At 68.6% G+C, this 17,894-nt stretch carries 16 protein-coding genes; 7 read left to right on the forward strand and 9 right to left on the reverse strand.

Going from position 1 to position 17,894, the window contains the following annotated elements:
- Positions 1–25: 25 nt before the first annotated feature.
- From AC0IYU_RS23980 to AC0IYU_RS24010, 7 genes are all read right to left on the reverse strand, one after another.
- A complete protein-coding gene (locus AC0IYU_RS23980; RefSeq protein WP_472121854.1) occupies positions 26–1,585 on the reverse strand; it encodes a long-chain-fatty-acid--CoA ligase in 1,560 nt (519 codons plus the stop codon).
- Positions 1,586–1,612: 27 nt separating this feature from the next.
- Positions 1,613–2,725, reverse strand: coding sequence for a CaiB/BaiF CoA transferase family protein (locus AC0IYU_RS23985; protein WP_472121857.1), 1,113 nt, complete (start codon positions 2,723–2,725; stop codon positions 1,613–1,615).
- 117 nt (positions 2,726–2,842) lie between these two features.
- Positions 2,843–3,979, reverse strand: a complete 1,137-nt coding sequence (locus AC0IYU_RS23990; RefSeq protein WP_472121860.1) for an acyl-CoA dehydrogenase family protein — start codon at positions 3,977–3,979, stop codon at positions 2,843–2,845.
- A gap of 10 nt (positions 3,980–3,989) precedes the next feature.
- A complete protein-coding gene (locus tag AC0IYU_RS23995) occupies positions 3,990–5,204 on the reverse strand; it encodes an acyl-CoA dehydrogenase family protein (protein ID WP_472121863.1) in 1,215 nt (404 codons plus the stop codon).
- 336 nt (positions 5,205–5,540) lie between these two features.
- Positions 5,541–6,308: a hypothetical protein gene (locus AC0IYU_RS24000; RefSeq protein ID WP_472121866.1), complete on the reverse strand. Its 768-nt coding sequence runs from the start codon at positions 6,306–6,308 to the stop codon at positions 5,541–5,543.
- Positions 6,309–6,356: 48 nt separating this feature from the next.
- On the reverse strand, positions 6,357–6,596 hold the full coding sequence (locus tag AC0IYU_RS24005; RefSeq protein ID WP_472121869.1) for a hypothetical protein: 240 nt from the start codon (positions 6,594–6,596) through the stop codon (positions 6,357–6,359).
- 283 nt (positions 6,597–6,879) lie between these two features.
- Positions 6,880–7,749 carry a UDP-2,3-diacylglucosamine diphosphatase gene (locus AC0IYU_RS24010; RefSeq protein ID WP_472121871.1) on the reverse strand — a complete coding sequence of 290 codons (870 nt, stop codon included), beginning with the start codon at positions 7,747–7,749 and terminating at the stop codon, positions 6,880–6,882.
- Positions 7,750–7,843: 94 nt separating this feature from the next.
- Between AC0IYU_RS24010 and AC0IYU_RS24015 the strand changes: the two genes are divergently transcribed.
- Positions 7,844–9,580: a lysoplasmalogenase family protein gene (locus tag AC0IYU_RS24015; RefSeq protein WP_472121874.1), complete on the forward strand. Its 1,737-nt coding sequence runs from the start codon at positions 7,844–7,846 to the stop codon at positions 9,578–9,580.
- Between the two features lie 118 nt (positions 9,581–9,698).
- Here the strand turns inward: AC0IYU_RS24015 and dmeF are convergent, their stop codons facing one another.
- Both dmeF and ruvB read right to left on the reverse strand, forming a co-directional pair.
- A complete protein-coding gene (gene dmeF / locus AC0IYU_RS24020; protein ID WP_472121877.1) occupies positions 9,699–10,658 on the reverse strand; it encodes a CDF family Co(II)/Ni(II) efflux transporter DmeF in 960 nt (319 codons plus the stop codon).
- A 7-nt stretch (positions 10,659–10,665) separates the two neighbouring features.
- Positions 10,666–11,730: a Holliday junction branch migration DNA helicase RuvB gene (gene ruvB / locus AC0IYU_RS24025; protein WP_435484895.1), complete on the reverse strand. Its 1,065-nt coding sequence runs from the start codon at positions 11,728–11,730 to the stop codon at positions 10,666–10,668.
- Positions 11,731–11,827: 97 nt separating this feature from the next.
- Here ruvB and AC0IYU_RS24030 point away from each other — a divergent pair, with 97 nt between their 5' ends.
- The 6 genes from AC0IYU_RS24030 to AC0IYU_RS24055 all read left to right on the forward strand — a co-directional run bounded on the left by AC0IYU_RS24030 (position 11,828) and on the right by AC0IYU_RS24055 (position 17,801).
- Entirely contained in the window at positions 11,828–12,460 is a 633-nt protein-coding gene (locus AC0IYU_RS24030) for a CDP-alcohol phosphatidyltransferase family protein (protein WP_472121879.1), read from the forward strand.
- Positions 12,461–12,506: 46 nt separating this feature from the next.
- Positions 12,507–14,273, forward strand: a complete 1,767-nt coding sequence (locus tag AC0IYU_RS24035; protein ID WP_472121882.1) for a bifunctional alpha/beta hydrolase/class I SAM-dependent methyltransferase — start codon at positions 12,507–12,509, stop codon at positions 14,271–14,273.
- Between the two features lie 61 nt (positions 14,274–14,334).
- On the forward strand, positions 14,335–15,690 hold the full coding sequence (locus AC0IYU_RS24040) for a phosphatase PAP2/dual specificity phosphatase family protein (protein ID WP_472121885.1): 1,356 nt from the start codon (positions 14,335–14,337) through the stop codon (positions 15,688–15,690).
- Positions 15,683–16,123 carry a hypothetical protein gene (locus AC0IYU_RS24045; protein ID WP_472121887.1) on the forward strand — a complete coding sequence of 147 codons (441 nt, stop codon included), beginning with the start codon at positions 15,683–15,685 and terminating at the stop codon, positions 16,121–16,123. Before AC0IYU_RS24040 ends, AC0IYU_RS24045 begins: the two co-directional genes overlap by 8 nt.
- A complete protein-coding gene (locus AC0IYU_RS24050; protein ID WP_472121890.1) occupies positions 16,120–16,848 on the forward strand; it encodes a lysophospholipid acyltransferase family protein in 729 nt (242 codons plus the stop codon). The genes AC0IYU_RS24045 and AC0IYU_RS24050 overlap by 4 nt, the downstream gene beginning before the upstream one ends.
- Entirely contained in the window at positions 16,845–17,801 is a 957-nt protein-coding gene (locus AC0IYU_RS24055) for a phosphatidate cytidylyltransferase (RefSeq protein ID WP_435436815.1), read from the forward strand. Before AC0IYU_RS24050 ends, AC0IYU_RS24055 begins: the two co-directional genes overlap by 4 nt.
- The last annotated feature ends 93 nt before the right edge of the window (positions 17,802–17,894 follow it).

Raw genomic sequence — 17,894 nt, forward strand, 5'->3', positions numbered from 1 at the left:
GAAAAGAGAAATCAGAGAAAAAAGATCAGCCGACGCGGCGCTCCCTGCCCGCCCAGAAGGGCTCGCGCAGCTGGAACTTCTGCAGCTTGCCGGCCGCCGACAGCGGCAGCGCATCGCGAAACTCCACGCTGCGCGGGCACTTGTAGCTGGCGATGAATTCGCGGCAGTGCGCCATGACCTGCGCGGCCTCCAGCGCCATGCCTTCGCGCCGCACGATCACCGCGTGCACGCGCTCGCCCCACTGGTTGTCGGGCACGCCGATGACGGCGGACATCAGCACCTGCGGCAGCTGCGCGATGGCGTTCTCGACTTCGGCCGAATACACGTTCTCGCCGCCGCTGACGATCATGTCCTTCATGCGGTCGACCACGTAGACGAAGCCGTCTTCGTCCATGCGCCCGCCGTCGCCGGTGTGCATCCAGCCGCCGCGCAGCGCCGCCTCGGTTTCCTTCGGCTTGTTCCAGTAGCCCTTCATGACCATGGGGCCGCGCGCAACGATCTCGCCGACCTGGCCGGGGGGCAGCTCGTTGTCTTCGCCGTCCACGATGCGCACCTCGGCGATCGAGATGGGCACGCCGGCCGAGCGCAGCAGGCGCTCGCGGTCGGGACCGGGCAGGTGGCAGTGCGGCGACAGCGCGGTGACCACGGGCGACAGCTCGGTCATGCCGTACACCTGCGCGAACGCGGTCCCCGGAAAGGCGCGCATGGCCTGGTCGAGCAGCGCGGCATCGATGGGCGCCGCGCCGTAGGACAGCAGGCGCAGGGCCGACAGGTCGAACTCGGCGAAGCGCGGATGCTCGATCACGCGCTTGATCATGGTGGGCACCAGGAACATCTCGGTCACGCGGGCCGACTGCAGGGTCTGCAGCACCGCGAGCTCGTCGAACATCGGCACCACGTGCATGGGCACCAGCCGCAGCACGCTTTGCAGCGCGATGCCGCAGCCGGCCACATGGAACATGGGCGCGGCGACGATGGCCGCGGCGTCCTGCGTGTCGCGCGGCAGCGCGGCCACGGTGCCCAGCGCGTTGATGCACAGGCTGCCGTGCGTGAGCATCACGCCCTTGGGCTGGCCGGTGGTGCCGCCGGTGTACATGATGGCGGCGAGCTCGTCGCCGCCGTGCGGCGCGTCGTCAATGGGTGAGGTGGCGGCCAGCAGCGCCTCGTAGCCCAGCATGCCGTCGGGCACCGGGCCGTCGCCGCAGTACACGGCCGTGCGCAGCGACTTCGACAGCCCGCGCAGCGCGGGCACCATGGGCGCGAACAGGTCATCCACCAGCAGGATGCGGGTGTCGCAGTCGTCCAGCGAATACGCGACCTCCTTCGGGTTCCAGCGGATGTTCACGGGGTTGATGACGCCGCCGCCCCACCAGGTGCCGAAGAAGTACTCGGCGAAGCGGTGCGAGTTGAGGCTCATCATGCCGACCCGCTCGCCGGAGGCCATGCCGAGCTGGCGCAGCACAGCGCCCAGGCGCGCCACGCGGTCGGTGAAGGCGGTGTAGTCGAGCCGCGTGTCGCCGCAGACCACGGCGGTGGCCCTGGCTTTTTCCCGGCGTCCCTTGTGCAGGGCTTGGGTGAGGAACATGGGTGTCGTCTCCGTCCTTGTCGTGGTTCAGGCAGCGCCCAGCGGCGCCGTGGCATGCGCCGCCACGCCCCAGCGGCGCAGCACGGTGGGGCCGTCGTCGCTTGCCGTGGCCGGCGGCACCACGGGCGCGGTGCGGCTGAAGCGCGGCGCCGGCGCGGGCTGCACCACGCCGCCCACGGTGGCGAAGGTGCCGCGCGCCACGTTGTGCGGGTGCGCCGGGGCCTCGTCCCAGTCGAGCACGGGCGCGAAGCAGGCGTCGCTGCCTTCGAGCAGCACGCACCATTCGTCGCGCGTGCGGGTGCGGAACACGTCGGCCATGCGCAGCTTGAGCACCGGCCAGCGGTCGGCGTCCATCTGGGCGTCGAAGGCGGGGTCGTCGGCGATGCCGCAGCGCTCGCGCATGAGCGCGTAGAACTGCGGCTCGATGGCGCCCACGGCCACGTACTTGCCGTCGGCGCAGGCGTAGGTGTCGTAGAAGTGCGCGCCGCCGTCGAGCATGTTCTCGCCGCGCTGGTTGCTCCATTGGCCGGCCGACTTGAAGCCGTACATCATGGCCGACAGCAGCGCCGCGCCGTCGGTCATGGCGGCGTCGACCACCTGGCCCTGGCCCGAGCCCTTGGCCTCGTGCAGCGCGGCCAGGATGCCGAAGGCCAGCAGCATCGCGCCGCCGCCGAAGTCGCCCACGTAGTTGAGCGGCGGCACCGGCGGCTCGCCCGCGCGGCCGATGGCGTGCAGCGCGCCGCTCAGCGCGATGTAGTTGATGTCGTGGCCCGCCGCGTGCGACAGCGGCCCGTGCTGGCCCCAGCCGGTCATGCGGCCGTACACCAGGCGCGGGTTGCGCGCATGGCATTCGGCGGGGCCCAGGCCCAGGCGCTCCATGACGCCGGGGCGGAAGCCCTCGATCAGCACGTCGGCCTTTTCGATGGCGCCGAGCACCGATGCCGAGGCGCCTGGCGCGCGCAGGTCGACCTGCAGCGTGCTGCGCCCCCGCGCCAGGATGTCGTGCGGCGCAGTGCGCGTGCCCGGGCGCTCGATGCGGACCACCTCCGCGCCCATGTCGGCGAACAGCATCGCGCAGAACGGCCCGGGGCCGATGCCCGCCATCTCGATCACCCGCAACCCCTGCAACGGACCCGGCATGTGTGTCTCCTTGGGCGCCGCCATCGGCGGCCACCGTGTGGAGTCATCTTGGCGCGCGGGCGCCGGGGGTGCATCGTCGAAAGCGACGAAAGCGACGAATGCGGGGCCCGGGGCCGCTCAGGCCGTGCGAAGTTGGGCCACGCGGCGCAGGTGCCAGGCGGCGGAGCCGAACTGGCCCTCGATGAGCGTGGCGCGGCGCACATAGTGGCCCACCGCCAGTTCCTCGGTCATGCCCATGCCGCCGTGCAGCTGCACCGCGCCCTGCCCCACCGCCCGGCAGGCCTTGGCGACGGCCACCTTGGCCGACGAGACGGCGCGCGCGCGCTCGAGCGGCGATGCGGCATCGACCCCCTCGCCCACGCTGGCGGTGAGCGCGGCGGCCAGCTCCAGCGCCATGTGCATGTCGGCCAGGCGGTGCTGCAGCACCTGGAAGCTGGAAATCGGCACGCCGAACTGCTTGCGCTGGCGCACGTAGGCCAGCGTGTCGCGCATCAGGCGGCGCATGACGCCGATGGCCTCGGCGCAGATGGCGAGCGTGGCCTCGTCGTGGGCCTGCTCGATCTGCGGCAGCGCGCCGCCCTCACCTACCTCGCCGCCCAGCAGGGCATCCACGGGCAGGCGCACGCGGTCGAAGGCGATGTCGGCAGCGCGGCCGCCGTCGCGGGTCGGGTAGGCGCGCAGGCGCACGCCGGGCGTGCCGCCGGGCACCACGAGCAGCGACAGGCCGGCACCGCTGCGCGCGCTCACGATCAGGTGGCTGGCCCACGGCGCGGCCTGCACCACGGACTTGCGGCCGGTCAGCACGAAGCCTTCGCCGTCGCGCACGAGTTCGGCCTGCACGTCGGCGCGGTCGTGCCGGCTTTGCGGCTCGGCGTGGGCGAAGGCCAGCACGGCCTGGCCGGCGACGATGCGCGCGAGCAGCGCATCGGCCTGCGCGCCGGGGTGGCGCTGCAGCAGGCCCGCGCCGATCACCATGGTCGACAGGTAGGGCTCGGCCGCGAGCGCACTGCCCAGCGTTTCCATCAGGGCCAGGTGCGCAGGCATGCCGCCGCCGAGACCGCCGTGCGCTTCGGGCAATGCGGCGCCCAGCAGGTCGAGTTCGCGCGCCAGGCCCCGCCAGAACGGCGGCGGTGCGTCGTCGGCGTGGCGCAGCGCATGCAGCCGCTGCTCGAAGCCGTGGCGGTCGTCGAGGTAGCGCGCGAGGCTGTCGCGCAGCATCGCGAGGGTGTCGTCTTGTTCGGTGAGGATGCGCATGGCTGGAACCTCAGTTCGCCAGCAGGCTGCTGGCGATGATGTTGCGTTGCACCTCGTTGGAGCCCGCATAGATGGACGCAGCGCGGTCGTTGAGGTAGGCCGACATGGCGAACACGGCCTCTTCGGGAATCGGCAGGTCGCCCTGCAGGCTGTCGTCCAGCGGCAGGTCGGCGGCGGCGTAGTGGGCGGCGATTTCCACGCCGAGCTCGGTCAGGCGCTGGCGCAGTTCGGAGCCCAGCACCTTGCCCATGGAGGGGCGGATGCCCGGCTGCTCGCCGCGGGCCTGCGCGCGCAGCGACTGCAGCTCGGTCGCCTCGATGGCGTCGATGGCGCAGGCCGCATCGGCCAGGCGCAGCGCCATGTCTTGGGCCTCGTGCGTGTCTTGCCTGTGGTGCGCGTCGTGTGCCACCGCGCCGAAGGCCGCATCGGCCGCCGCCTGCAGACGGCGCAGGCGCGCGCGCAACATGGGCGCCCAGGCCCCGCCGCGCTCGTGCTGCAGCAGGTACTTGGCGATGGTCCAGCCCTGGTTCTCTTCGCCGATGAGCCCTTCGGCCGGCACGCGCACGTCGTCGAAGAACACCTGGTTGAGCTCGTGGTCGCCCGAGATGCTGATGATCGGGCGGATGGTGACGCCCGGCGCCGGCAGGTCGAAGCACAGGAAGCTGATGCCCTGCTGCGGCTTGCCGCCCGAGGTGGTGCGCACCAGGCAGAACATCTTGTTGGCGTACTGCGCGTGGGTGGTCCAGATCTTGGTGCCGTTGAGCACGTAGTGATCACCGTCACGCACCGCCTTGCACTGAAGCGAGGCCAGGTCGGAGCCCGACTGCGGCTCCGAGTAGCCCTGGCACCAGTAGTCCTCGCCCGAGCGGATGCGGGGCAGCCAGGCACGCTTCTGTGCCTCGGTGCCGAAGGCGATGATCACCGGCGCGACCATGCCGGGGCCCATGGGGGCACGCGGCGGTGCGTCGGCGGCGGCCAGTTCGCTGGCGAAGAGGTAGTGCTGCATCGGCGTCCAGCCGGTGCCCCCGTGCTCGACCGGCCAGTTGGGCACGCTCCAGCCGCGCGTGGCAAGGATGCGGTGCCAGCGGTTGCCGAATTCGTAGTCGGTGAAGATGCCCGAGCAGCGCCGGCCCGCGACGCGCAGTTCGGGCGTCAGCTCACGCGCCAGGAAGTCGCGAACCTCGTCGCGGAATGCGGTCTCCGCCGCCGTGAGTGCCCAGGCCATGGTGTTGTCTCGCTGAGGAATACACCGGGCGAGTGTGATGCCGGCGGGGGCCGGTGGCATCGTCGGATCGGACGAATGGGGTCACGGGCGGGACACTGGGGTCGGCGCGGCTTCTTGCTCCGATTGATATAGCTCCCGCCCGCTGTCTGTCAATTCTCCACGCGGCATGCGCCCCACACCAGGCTCTCGATCACATTCCAATGTGCAGGCGTGGAGGCAAGGGGCGGCCTCAGAGCCTCGTAATGAGCCCGAAGTTTTTCATCGCTGCACCGAACATTGAACTGCAATCCAAAAATCATTCCCCCCTGGATTGCTCTTAGCGAAAAGAGTCTGCTCTTATCCCTTTGCCAACAACAATAAGCCGACCACCACGATCACAGCTGCAATTCCAGCGACCATGATGGCTCCCTCGGCATCCATACGGCACCATAGAGGCACCAGTCGCCCCCAAGACGATGCATCTTCGAATGCTGCGGCCATCTGCTGCTTTGGCACATCAGCCGACGCTACCACTTCAGCCACAATTTTCTTTCGCTCCAGCGCCGAAGGGAAATCGGGTTCTGAAAGAACCCGTGATTCAAGCGCTTTCAGATCTGATTCCGACATTGCGCCAAGACAGCACACGATCCAACTCAATGTAGCAACAGCCGAACTCGGCACACCAAACCAAGTACGAGCTGCAGGCATTTTTTGAACAGCCTGGTCATAGAGTGCTTGATCAATTAGTTCCAGCCCACGCAAGACTTGCAGGGCCTCTAGGTCAACCCCCTCCTCGGCCCTCACCTCGATCATCCGAAGATCGAAAGTCAACGCCGGAGAGGGAGCGCCGGGCGATCGCAAGATCCACGCGGCCTCACTGAAGGTTTGTTGCAACCCATCGTCTTCTTTTTTGTCCTTTGCCTCAGCGCGAAGTCCAAATAGGGTTATGCCTATCTGACGCCGCGAGATCGCCCATGCCAAAGCCTGTCCCGGCGTGCGCAGTGCCAAGCCTGACTTCCACTCTCTATTGGCAATGCATTTGTCATATTCGAATTTTTTTAAAATACCTTTCCCGAGCAAGTACTCAAAGGCCGGCAATGCATTTTCCAAACTCATGTCGATCAACTTTACTTTTTAACGATTAAGGGGAAAGAGCCGTGCTGTACGGGGTTATCAAGGGTCGTCAAGCTGGCACGTCCGCTTGGTCTGCTCGGCGACCAATGGCTCCGCAGTGCCGTAGCGCACCATCAATGCCACCTCGTCGAGCTTGTTCATGAGTTCGCTAGGACGATCCAGTGAGATCGCACAAGTGATCTCGCCTGCAATGAAGTCATCCAGATTGGGATCAGCCGCGTCGCTCGCACAGAGACTCAACGCAGCCGGCGTCTTGAGCATGAGTTCGTACTCAAGCATGCTGTTCACACCCTTGCGCCAGAGACCCGCGCAGGCTCTAGTGCGGAGCGCCCCCTACGCGAGGGCAAGGCTTTACTGGTGATGGCGAGGGTTTGAGGCACGCGCGGTAGACCTGTCGGATGGCAATCCGAAAAGTCTCGGGCACAGACGACCCGCACATTCGCAAACAATAGTCAAACGACTACCGACCAGAAATCGGTACGCAAGAACGCGAAAAATTCACGGTGCGGGCTCACCACGAACCCAGCGTGCATGCCGGTCGCAGCGACCCAGTAGCAGAACGTCAGGCGGCCACGGCTTCGCGCGCCGACGTCGTCTTCGTCGCCACAGGCATGTGCTGCGCCCAGTCGATGATTTCCAGCGTGCCGTCCGCATGCTCGGCCAGCGCCGTCAGGCTTTCCACCCAGTCGCCGTCGTTGCAGTAAAGAATGCCGTCGATGTCGCGCATCTCGGCGTGATGGATGTGGCCGCACACCACCCCCTGCGCGCCGCGGTTGCGGGCCTCGCGCGCTACTGCGGCCTCGAAGTCGCCCACGTAGCTCACGGCACGCTTGACCTTGCCCTTGAGGTACTTCGACAACGACCAGTACGGCAGCCCCATGCGCGCGCGCAGCGAGTTGAGGTGGCGGTTGAGCTTGAGCGTGAATTCGTAGAGCGAGTCACCCACGTAGGCCAGCCACTTGGCGCACTGAATGACGCCGTCGAACAGGTCGCCGTGAATGATCCACAGCTTGCGCCCGTCGGCCGTTTCGTGGATCCATTCATCGGCCACGTCGATGCCGCCGAAGTTGTGGTTGAGGTACTTGCGCGCGAACTCGTCGTGGTTGCCCGGGATGAAGATCACCCGCGTGCCCTTGCGCGCCTTGCGCAGCAGCTTCTGGATCACGTCGTTGTGCGCCTGCGGCCAGTACCAGTGGCGCCTGAGCTGCCAGCCATCGATGATGTCGCCGACAAGAAAGAGCGTTTCGCACTCGGTGTGCTTCAGGAAGTCGAGCAGCGCGCGGGCCTGGCAGCCCGGGGTTCCCAGGTGCAGGTCCGAGATCCACAGCGTGCGGAACTGCAGCGGTGGACGCAGGCGTTCCTCGTCCTCCGGGTCCGTGGACGGGTTTGCGGTGTCGCGCCATGCGCGAAGGAAAGCGTCGTCGCGTTGCATGGACCAGTAGGCTCCCACTGGCGCATGACGGCGCAATGGCATACCCGTGACATCCCGATGACGCGTGGCCGGCAGGCAACGCCACAATGCCGCGATGCGCCCTGGCCAGATCATCGTTCTTGCAACCCCCGTGTTCTTTCTTCTCATCGCGATCGAGTTCGCGGTGGGGCGCGCGCGGGCCCGGCGCGGCACCGGGCACGACACCTACCGGCTGGCCGACGCGGTGAACAGCATCGGTCTGGGCATGCTCAGCCAGATCAGCGCGGTGCTCACGGGGCTGCTGCGCATCGGCATCTACACGGCGGTGTATTCGGCGGTCGCGCTGTTTCCGCAGGAGGCGGCGCGCGACTTCTGGACCACCTGGTACGGCTGGCTGCTGGCCCTGGTGTTCTACGACTTCTGCTACTACTGGCTGCACCGCATGGGCCATGAATCAGCGGTGCTGTGGGCCGCGCACGTGGTGCACCACCAGAGCCAGCACTACAACCTGTCGACCGCGCTGCGGCAGACCTCGAGCGGCGCGCTGTTCGGCTGGCTCTTCTACCTGCCGATGGCGGTGGCGGGTGTGCCGCCGCTGGTGTTCGGCGTGGTGGCGCTCGTCGACCTGCTCTACCAGTTCTGGGTCCACACCGAGCAGGTGGGCAAGCTGGGCTGGTTCGACCGCTGGTTCTGCTCGCCGTCGAACCACCGGGTGCATCACGCGGTGAACGACCGCTACCTCGACCGCAACTACGGCGGCGTGCTGATCGTGTGGGACCGGTTGTTCGGCACCTTCCGCGAGGAAGACGAGCGCTGCGTGTACGGCACGCGCGGCGCGCTGCGCAGCTGGGACCCGCTGTGGGCCAACGCCGAGGTGTACTGGGCGCTGGCGAAGGATTCATGGCACACGCGCCGCTGGACCGACAAGCTGCGCGTGTGGTTCAAGCCGCCCGGCTGGCGGCCGGCGGACGTGGCGGCGCGGTTCCCGAAGCCGGCCTTCGACATCGCGCAGGTGACGCGCTACGAACCCGAGGTGAGCCGGGGCGTGCAATGGTTTGCCGGCGTGCAGTTCGTGCTGTTGCTGGCGGGCGTGGCGGTGTTCCTGTGGTTCTCCGATGCCGTGCCGCTGCCGCGTGCGGCCGTGTGGCTTGCGGCGCTGACGGCCAGCCTGTGGGCCATCGGCGCGGTGTTGCAGGGGCGCATCTCGGTCACCGAGGTGCTGCTGGTCGAGGCGTCCGCGCTGGCCACGGCAAGTGCGGTGCTGGACATCGCGTGGCTGCACCACGTCTGCAAGCCGTTGGCCTTGGCCATCGCCATCTTCTTCGCTGCGCGGCGGGCGAAGGTGAGCGGTGGAGTGAAGACGTTCGACGGACTGCTGCTGGCCGGGCTGGTGGCATCCCTGGCAGGCGACGTGCTGCTGATGGGCCCGGCGAAGCTGTTCGTGCCGGGGCTGGTGTGCTTCCTGCTGGCGCACCTGGCCTACATCGCGCTGTTCCGCATCGGGGTGGGCACTTTTCCGCGGCGCGGGGCGCTGGCGGTGACGCTGCTGATCGGCGCCGCGATGTATGCGTTTCTCTGGCAGGGCGGGCTGCCCGTGGCCTTGCGCATTCCGGTCGGGGTGTATGTGGTGGTGATCGCCTGCATGGCGGCACAGGCCGCCGGGCGCGCGGCGGTGCTGCGCGATGCGCCCTCCCGCTGGGTGGCCGTGGGCGCGTGTTTCTTCATGCTGAGCGATGCGCTGCTCGCGATGAACCGGTTCGTGTCACCGCTGCCGCTGGCGTCGCTGTGGGTGCTGGGAACGTATTACGCGGCGCAGATACTGATCGTGCGGCACGCGCGTACGGCCGCCTGACTTTGTCTTGCTCCCTCCCCCGCTGGGGGAGGGTTGGGGTGGGGGCAAGCGGCGATCGCGATGAACGCACTGCCTGCCCCCATCCCGACCTTCCCCCAGCGGGGGAAGGAGCGAATACCTAATCGACGCAGCGCTGGATCTCGACCGTCGAGTGCCGGATCTCCTTGTGCATCGAGAAGCACGCCCGCACCTCGTCCGCCGTCAGCGTGAGCGAATGCGTCACCACCGTCAGCGCGCAGGCGTAGGCGTCGCGCCCCACGCGCCACACGTGCAGGTCGGCCACGCGGGTTTCGGACGCGGCCAGCATCGTCTCGACGCCTTCGCGAATTTCCTCGGTGACGGGGTGGTCCATCTCGCGGTCCAGCAGCACCTTGCCCGTGTCCTTCAGCAGACCCTTGGCCCACACCGCCACCAGCACCGCGCCGACGATGCCCATCGCCGGGTCGAGCCAGGCCCAGCCGTAGAACCAGCCGCCCAGCAGCGCCGCGATGGCCAGCACCGACGTGGCGGCATCGGCCACGACGTGGATGTAGGCGGAACGCAGGTTCAGGTCGTGCCCGTGGTTGTCGTGCCCGTGCCCGTGCCCGTGGGCGTGATCGTGGTCATGCCCGTGGTCGCGGTGATGCGCCCCGCCCAGCAGCCGCGCGCAGACCAGGTTCACCACCAGCCCCAGCACAGCGACCGAAATGGCTTCCGGGTAGTGGATGGCCGAGGGCGACCACAGCCGCTCCAGCGAGCCCACCAACATCAGCGCCGCGATGCCCAGCAGCACCAGCGCGCTGGCAAAGCCGCCCAGCACCTCGATCTTCCAGGTGCCGAAGGCAAAGCGCGGGTCGCGTGCGTAGCGCCGCGCGGCGGCATAGGCGAAGGCGCTCAGGCCGATGGCCAGCGCGTGCGAACTCATGTGCCAGCCGTCGGCCAGCAGCGCCATCGAGTTGAACCACCAGCCCGCGCCGATCTCGACCACCATCATCACGGCGGTGATCCACATCACCAGGCGCGTGCTGCGTTCGGCCGAGGCGGTGTCGGCGCCGAAGTGGTGGTCGTGCTTCCAGGCGCTCAGGTCATGGGTGTGCATGGTGTGTTCAGGCTCCGAAAAGATCCTGCCCGTCGGCGCGGCTCGACGGCGGGGTCACGCCCAGGTGGCGGTACGCCGCCAGCGTGGCGATGCGCCCGCGCGGCGTGCGCTGCAGGTAGCCCTGCTGGATGAGGTAGGGCTCGATCACGTCCTCGATGGTGTCGCGCTCTTCGCCGATGCTGGCGGCCACGTTGTCCAGGCCGACCGGACCGCCGTCGAAGCGGTGGATCACGGCCTCGAGCAGCTTGCGGTCCATCAGGTCGAAGCCCTGCGGGTCGACGTCCAGCATGGCCAGCGCCTTGTGCGCAATGTCTTCGGTGATGCGGCCGTTGCCCTTCACCTCGGCGTAGTCGCGCACGCGGCGCAGCAGCCGGTTGGCGATGCGGGGCGTGCCGCGCGAACGCCGGGCAATCTCGAAGCCGCCGGTGGCGTCGGTCTCCACCTTGAGCAGGCGTGCGCTGCGGGTGACGATGAGCGCGAGCTCTTCGGGCGTGTAGAACTCCAGCCGCGCCACGATGCCGAAGCGGTCGCGCAGCGGGTTGGTCAGCATGCCGGCACGGGTGGTGGCCCCCACCAGCGTGAAGGGTTGCAGGTCGAGCTTGATGCTGCGCGCCGCGGGGCCTTCGCCAATCATGATGTCGATCTGGTAGTCCTCCAGCGCGGGGTACAGGATTTCTTCGACGACCGGGCTCAGCCGGTGGATCTCGTCGATGAAGAGCACGTCGTTCGGCTCCAGGTTGGTCAGCAGCGCCGCCAGGTCCTTGGGCTTCTCGAGCACCGGGCCCGAGGTCTGGCGCAGGTTCACGCCCAGCTCGGCCGCGATGATGTGCGACAGCGTGGTCTTGCCCAGGCCGGGCGGGCCGAACAGCAGCACGTGGTCGAGGGCTTCCTTGCGCTTGCGTGCCGCGCCGATGAAGATCTCGAGCTGCTCGCGCACCTTGGCCTGGCCGACGTATTCGTCGAGCAGCTTGGGACGCAAGGCCCGCTCGATCGCCTCTTCGTTGGGCGAGGCGGGCGCGGCGGACACCACGCGTTGGGGGGCGGGTGCGAAATCGTCGGTCTGGATGGTCATGAGAGGGGTTCTTCGACTACGAGTTTAGTGCCTGCCACACTGGCAGAATGCTCCGGCCACCTGTGTGGCCATATAACAAACGAGGGGAAGCCAGCACGTGTCGATCTACGAACTGAAGCCGCGTTTCCAGGCCCTGCTGCGGCCGATGGTGGTCCGCCTGCATGCGATGGGCGTCACCGCCAACCAGGTGACGATGGCGGCATGCGTCGTGTCGGTCGCGCTCGGGCTCTGGCTCTTCTTCGCGGCCCCCTCCTTTTCATCGCCGGCCGCCTTCGCGCTCATTCCCTTGTGGATGTTCCTGCGCATGGCCTTCAACGCCATCGACGGCATGCTGGCGCGCGAGCACCATCAGCAAAGCAGGCTGGGCGCCTTCCTCAACGAACTGACCGACGTGGTTTCCGACGCGGCGCTGTACCTGCCCTTTGCGTTGGTGGCGCCGTTCAGCGGCTTCTGGGTCGGCACGGTGATCGTGCTCGCGGGCCTGAGCGAGTTCGCCGGCGCGCTGGGGCCCACGGTGGGCGCCTCGCGCCGCTACGACGGCCCGCTGGGCAAGAGCGACCGGGCCTTCGTGTTCGGCGCGCTCGGTCTCTATGTGGCGCTGGGCTGGCCGCTGCCGGGCTGGACCGCCTGGCTGATGCCGCTGCTGGCGGTGCTGGTGGCCTGGACGGTCGTCAACCGCGTCCGCCGGGCGCTGGCGGAAGCCGAACTCAAGCCGGTCACGCCACGCTGACCCGACGCCATCCGACACAAACCAATAAAAAATTCACAGGGATTCAATGACAGACATCACTTCACGCGTTCCCGAGGAACGCCAGTTCCAGACACACGACGGCGAATCGCTGTTCTACCGCCGATGGCCCGCCACCGGCGCCACGCGCCGCGGCGCCATCCTGCTGTTCCACCGCGGCCATGAGCACGGCGCGCGCATGGCGCACCTGGTCGACGAGCTGGACCTGCCCGACTTCGACTTCTACGCCTGGGACGCCCGCGGCCACGGCCGCTCGCCCGGCCAGCGCGGCTACAGCCCGAGCTTCGGCACATCGGTGCGCGACGTGCAGACCTTCGTGCAGCACATCGCCGCCGCGCACGGCGTGCCCGAGCAGGACATGCACGTGGTCGCGCAGAGCGTGGGCGCGGTGCTGATCGCCACCTGGGCGCACGACTACGCCCCCAAGGTGCGCGGCCTCACGCTGGCCTCGCCGGCCTTCAAGGTGAAGCTGTACGTGCCCTTCGCGCGCGCCGGGCTCGGGCTGATGCACAAGCTGCGCGGCCTGTTCTTCGTCAACAGCTACGTGAAGGCCAAGTTCCTCACGCACGACCCCGCGCGCATCGCGAGCTACGAGAGCGACCCGCTCATCTCGCGGCCCATCGCCGTCAACATCCTGCTGGGCCTGTACGAAGCGGCCGACCGCGTGGTGGCCGACGCCAACGCCATCACCCTGCCGGTGCAACTGCTGATCTCGGGCGCCGACTGGGTGGTGCACCACAAGCCGCAGCACCGGTTCTTCGAGCGGCTGGGCAGCGCGGTCAAGACCAAGACCGAACTGCCGGGCTTCTTTCACGACACCCTCGGCGAGAAAGACCGCGCGAGCGCCGTGGCGCAGATCCGCGAGTTCATCCTGCAGCGTTTCGACGAACCGGCCGTGCCGGTCGACCGCCGCGAGGCGCACCTGAGCGGCGACACCGCGGACGAGTCGCGCGCGCTGGCCGAGCCGCTGTCGCCCCTGTCGCCGCGCGGCACCTACTGGGCCATGACGCGCGCCGGGCTGAAGCTGGGCGGCACGATGTCCGAAGGCATCAAGCTGGGCCACGACACCGGTTTCGACTCGGGCAGCACCCTCGACTACGTGTACCGCAACCAGCCCAGGGGCAGCTCGGCCATCGGCCGCTCGATCGACAACACCTACCTGAACTCCATCGGCTGGCGCGGCATCCGCCAGCGCAAGATCCACGTCGAGGAGCTGCTGCGCATCGCCATGGAACGCCTGGCCGAAATGCACCGCGAGGTGCGCGTGATGGACATCGCCGCCGGCCACGGCCGCTACGTGCTCGACGCGGTGCTGGCCAGCCCGGTGAAGGCCGCCTCGATCCTGCTGCGGGACTACAGCGACATCAACGTGCGCGACGGCCGCGCGCTCATCGCCGAGAAGGGCCTCGAAGACATCGCCCAGTTCGTGCAGGCCGACGCCTTCGACCGCATCAGCCTGGCCAGCGTCATGCCGCGGCCCACGCTGGCCGTGGTGTCGGGCCTGTACGAGCTGTTCCCCGACAACGAGATGGTGCGCCGCTCGCTCGCGGGCGTGGGCGACGCGGTGGAAGACCGCGGCTACCTCGTGTACACCGGCCAGCCGTGGCATCCGCAGCTGGAAATGATCGCGCGCGCCCTCACCAGCCACCGCCAGGGCGAGGCCTGGGTGATGCGCCGCCGCACCCAGGTCGAGATGGACCAGCTGGTGGAAGAAGCGGGCTTCCGCAAGATCGACCAGCGGGTCGACGAGTGGGGGATCTTCACGGTCTCGCTGGCGGTGCGCACCGGGCGATGAGCGCCGCGCCGGGCCGCCCCAAGCAAGCTCGCGCCGCAGTGCGCAGCACGGAGGCTTTCCGATGAGCGCCTGGCTGGCACAGCGCCCCTGGAAGCGCGCCGCCGCATGGCTGGTGTTCCTCGGGCCGCTGTTCTACGCGACCTACGGCTTCGCCAACTGGTGGGCCACCACGCGCACGAACGTGCCGTCGATGGCCTTCGACTGGGAGCGTCACGTGCCGTTCTGGCCGTGGACGATCTTTCCTTACTGGACGATCAACGTCTTCTACGCGCTGTCGCTGTTCCTGGCGCGCAGCCGGCACACGCTCGACCGGCATGCGCTGCGGCTGGTCACGGCCACGCTCGTTGCCTGCACCTGCTTCATCGCGTGGCCGCTGCACTTCAGCTTCGGGCAACCGCCGGTCGAGGGCGCGCCGGCCTTCCTGTTCAACGCGCTGCGCGGCTTCGACCAGCCGTTCAACCAGGCGCCCTCGCTGCACATTGCGCTGGCCGTGATCCTGTGGGACTGGTACCGGCAGTTCATCGGGCCGCTGTGGGCGCGGCTGGTGCTTCATGTGTGGGCCTTCGCCATCTGCGCGTCGGTGCTCACGACGTGGCAGCACCACTTCATCGACATCCCGACCGGCGCGCTGCTCGGCCTGTTCTGCGTGTGGCTGTGGCCGCTGGAGCGCGTGGTGTCGATGCCGCGCGCCTGGCAGCGCACGCACGACGCCCGGCGCTGGAAGCTCGCGGGGCTCTATGCGGCGGGTGCGGCGCTGTGCCTGGCGGCCGCGCTGTACGGCGGCGGCATCGCGCTGTGGCTGTGCTGGCCGGCCGCGTCGCTCGCGCTGGTGGCGCTCAACTACATCGGCTTCGGCGCGCGCGGCTTCCAGATGGACGGGCACGGCCGCATGGGCTGGGCGGCGCGCTGGCTGTTCGCACCCTATCGGCTCGGCGCGGCCGTCAACGCCTGGCTGTGGACGCGCAAGCTGCCGGCCTCGGTCGAGGTGGTGCCGGGCCTGCGGCTGGGCCGGCGGCCGACGCACGCCGAATGGCTGGCCGCCGGCCGGCCCCGGCTGGTGAGCCTGTGCGCCGAGCTTCAGATGCCGGCCGGCGTGCCGCATGCGCGCTGCGTGCCGCTGCTCGACCTGACGGTGCCGCCGACGGTGCGGCTGCAGCGCGCGGCCGCCGTCATCGAGGGCCAGCGCCGCAACGCCGACGGCGCGCCGGTGTGGGTTTGCTGCGCGCTCGGCTTTTCGCGCAGCGCGGCGGCGGTGATCGCCTGGCTGGGGCGCTACGGCGCGGCCGGCGGTGTGGCGCAGGCCGAAGCCGCCGTGCGCCGCGCGCGGCCGCAGGTCGTGCTGCGCGGCGCATGGCTGGCCTCGCTGGAGCCGCTGAAGCCTCTTTCGAAACTGCCGGAGGTACCGCGCCATGACTGACACCGAACGCACCACCTGCGCCGCACTGGCCGGCCTGCTGCGCGCCGCGGCGCTGCTGGCCCTGTGGGGCTTCGCGCTGACCTGCATCGCTGCGCTGGTGCTCGCGTTGACGCTGCGCTCGCTGTCGAGCACCCCGGCCATGGCATTCGGCGCGATCGTCGTCCTGGGTGCGCTGGAGCGCTATTTCGCCTTTCGCCTGCGCTTCGACGAGGCGCTGTTCGACGGGCTCGCGCGCAGCACCGTCACGTCGCTGGACGCGCTCGACAAGGCGCTCTCTTCCCTGGGGCTGCGTGAATCGGCACCCCAGCAAGCCCCACGCCCGCTCGACGCGCGCGTGCAGGGCACCCGCCAGCTCCTGCAGCGCCACGCCATCGTGGTCGCCTGCCAGAGCGCCATGTTTCTCCTCGCCTTGATGACACAGGACCTCTCTTGACCGACGACGACCAAAAGAACAACGACAAGCCGCAGAGCACCGTGCTGCGGCGCGGGCTCGCCATCGTGGCGGGCAAGCTCATCATCGGCGTGGCCGGCCTGCTGACCGGCGTGCGCGCCATCTGGTTGGGCACGAGCCCCAAGGCCGAGCAGACGCTGTACTTCGCCAACCACACCAGCCACGGCGACTTCGTGCTGCTGTGGGCCACGCTGCCGCCCGACCTGCGCGCGCTCACGCGGCCGGTCGCGGGGCAGGACTACTGGGAGGCCTCGAAGCTGCGCAACTTCATCGGCCGCGACGTGTTCAACGCGCTGATGATCCGGCGCGACGGTTCGGGCCAGGGCGGCAACCCGGTCGACCAGATGAAGGAGGCGCTGGAGGGCGGCGACTCGCTCATCATGTTTCCCGAAGGCACGCGCAACACGGGCGACGACATCCTGCTGCCGCTGAAGAGCGGGCTCTTCCACCTGGCGCGCGCCTGCCCCCACGTGCGGCTGGTGCCGGTGTGGATCGAGAACCTCAAGCGCGTGCTGCCCAAGGGCGTGCTGGTGCCGATTCCGCTGGCCTGCACGGTGCGCTTCGGCGCGCCGATCACGCTGGCCGAGGGCGAAGACAAGGTGTCGTTCCTGGCCCGCGCGCGCACCGCCATGCTCGACATGCGCCCCGAATACGACCGGCCGGACACGAACGGCCACAACAGCCACAACGGTGGGACCGCGCCATGATCGACCTCTCTCCCTTCGCGCTGACCACGCTCAAGCTCTTCGGCGGCGTCTTCGGCGTGCTGGTGCTGGCCTCGGCCATCGGCGCGGTGCTGAAGTGGCGCGTGGCGCACGGCCAGCCGCACTCGGTGATCGACAACCTCAACTCGCGCGTCAACGCGTGGTGGGTGATGGTGGCGGTCATCGGGCTGGCCTTCGCCTTCGGCAAGGGCGGCGTGATCGTGCTGTTCTATCTGATTTCCTTCTACGCGCTGCGCGAGTTCATCAGCCTGGCCTACACGCGGCGCGGCGACCACGGGGCGATCGCGCTGGCCTTCTTCGTGGCGCTGCCGGGCCAGTACTTCCTGATCTGGATCGACTGGTATGGCCTCTATTCGATCTACATCCCGGTCTACGCCTTCCTGATCCTGCCCATCCTGGCGGCCGTGGGCGGCGACACACAGCGCTTTCTGGAGCGCACCTCCAAGATCCAGTGGGGGCTGATGGTGTGCGTGTTCTGCATCAGCCACGTGCCTGCGCTGCTCACGCTGCAGATTCCGGGCTTCGAGGGCCGCAACCTGCTTCTGATCGCATTCCTCGTCATCGTGGTGCAGGGCAGCGACGTGCTGCAGTACGTGTGGGGCAAGCTGTTCGGCAAGCGCAAGGTGGCGCCCGAGCTGTCGCCCTCCAAGACCTGGGAAGGCCTGGTCGGCGGCGTGGCGAGCGCCACCGCGCTGGGCGCCGCGCTGTACTGGGCCACGCCTTTCAACCCGTGGCAGGCCGCGCTGATGGCGCTGACCATCTGCCTGATGGGCTTCTTCGGCGGCCTGGTGATGTCGGCCATCAAGCGCGACCGCGGCGTGAAGGACTGGGGTTCGATGATCGAGGGCCACGGCGGCATGCTCGACCGGCTGGACTCGGTGATCTTCGCGGCGCCGATCTACTTTCACGCGCTTCGCTACTGGTGGGTGCCGTGAGCGCGGCGGCGCGCGTGGCGCACGACGACCCGGTCGAGAAGTTCGTCGAGATGCTGGCCAAGGGCGAGAAGATCCACCCCTGAACGCCCTCGG

Source organism: Variovorax sp. AC103, assembly GCF_979254005.1.

Bases quoted from the DNA above. Each gene is read 5' to 3' on its own strand.
- AC0IYU_RS23980 (WP_472121854.1), bottom strand. From the start codon at position 1,585: ATGTTCCTCACCCAAGCCCTGCACAAGGGACGCCGGGAAAAAGCCAGG.
- AC0IYU_RS23985 (WP_472121857.1), bottom strand. From the start codon at position 2,725: ATGCCGGGTCCGTTGCAGGGGTTGCGGGTGATCGAGATGGCGGGCATC.
- AC0IYU_RS23990 (WP_472121860.1), bottom strand. From the start codon at position 3,979: ATGCGCATCCTCACCGAACAAGACGACACCCTCGCGATGCTGCGCGAC.
- AC0IYU_RS23995 (WP_472121863.1), bottom strand. From the start codon at position 5,204: ATGGCCTGGGCACTCACGGCGGCGGAGACCGCATTCCGCGACGAGGTT.
- AC0IYU_RS24005 (WP_472121869.1), bottom strand. From the start codon at position 6,596: ATGCTTGAGTACGAACTCATGCTCAAGACGCCGGCTGCGTTGAGTCTC.
- AC0IYU_RS24010 (WP_472121871.1), bottom strand. From the start codon at position 7,749: ATGCAACGCGACGACGCTTTCCTTCGCGCATGGCGCGACACCGCAAAC.
- AC0IYU_RS24015 (WP_472121874.1), top strand. From the start codon at position 7,844: ATGCGCCCTGGCCAGATCATCGTTCTTGCAACCCCCGTGTTCTTTCTT.
- dmeF (WP_472121877.1), bottom strand. From the start codon at position 10,658: ATGCACACCCATGACCTGAGCGCCTGGAAGCACGACCACCACTTCGGC.
- ruvB (WP_435484895.1), bottom strand. From the start codon at position 11,730: ATGACCATCCAGACCGACGATTTCGCACCCGCCCCCCAACGCGTGGTG.
- AC0IYU_RS24035 (WP_472121882.1), top strand. From the start codon at position 12,507: ATGACAGACATCACTTCACGCGTTCCCGAGGAACGCCAGTTCCAGACA.
- AC0IYU_RS24040 (WP_472121885.1), top strand. From the start codon at position 14,335: ATGAGCGCCTGGCTGGCACAGCGCCCCTGGAAGCGCGCCGCCGCATGG.
- AC0IYU_RS24045 (WP_472121887.1), top strand. From the start codon at position 15,683: ATGACTGACACCGAACGCACCACCTGCGCCGCACTGGCCGGCCTGCTG.
- AC0IYU_RS24055 (WP_435436815.1), top strand. From the start codon at position 16,845: ATGATCGACCTCTCTCCCTTCGCGCTGACCACGCTCAAGCTCTTCGGC.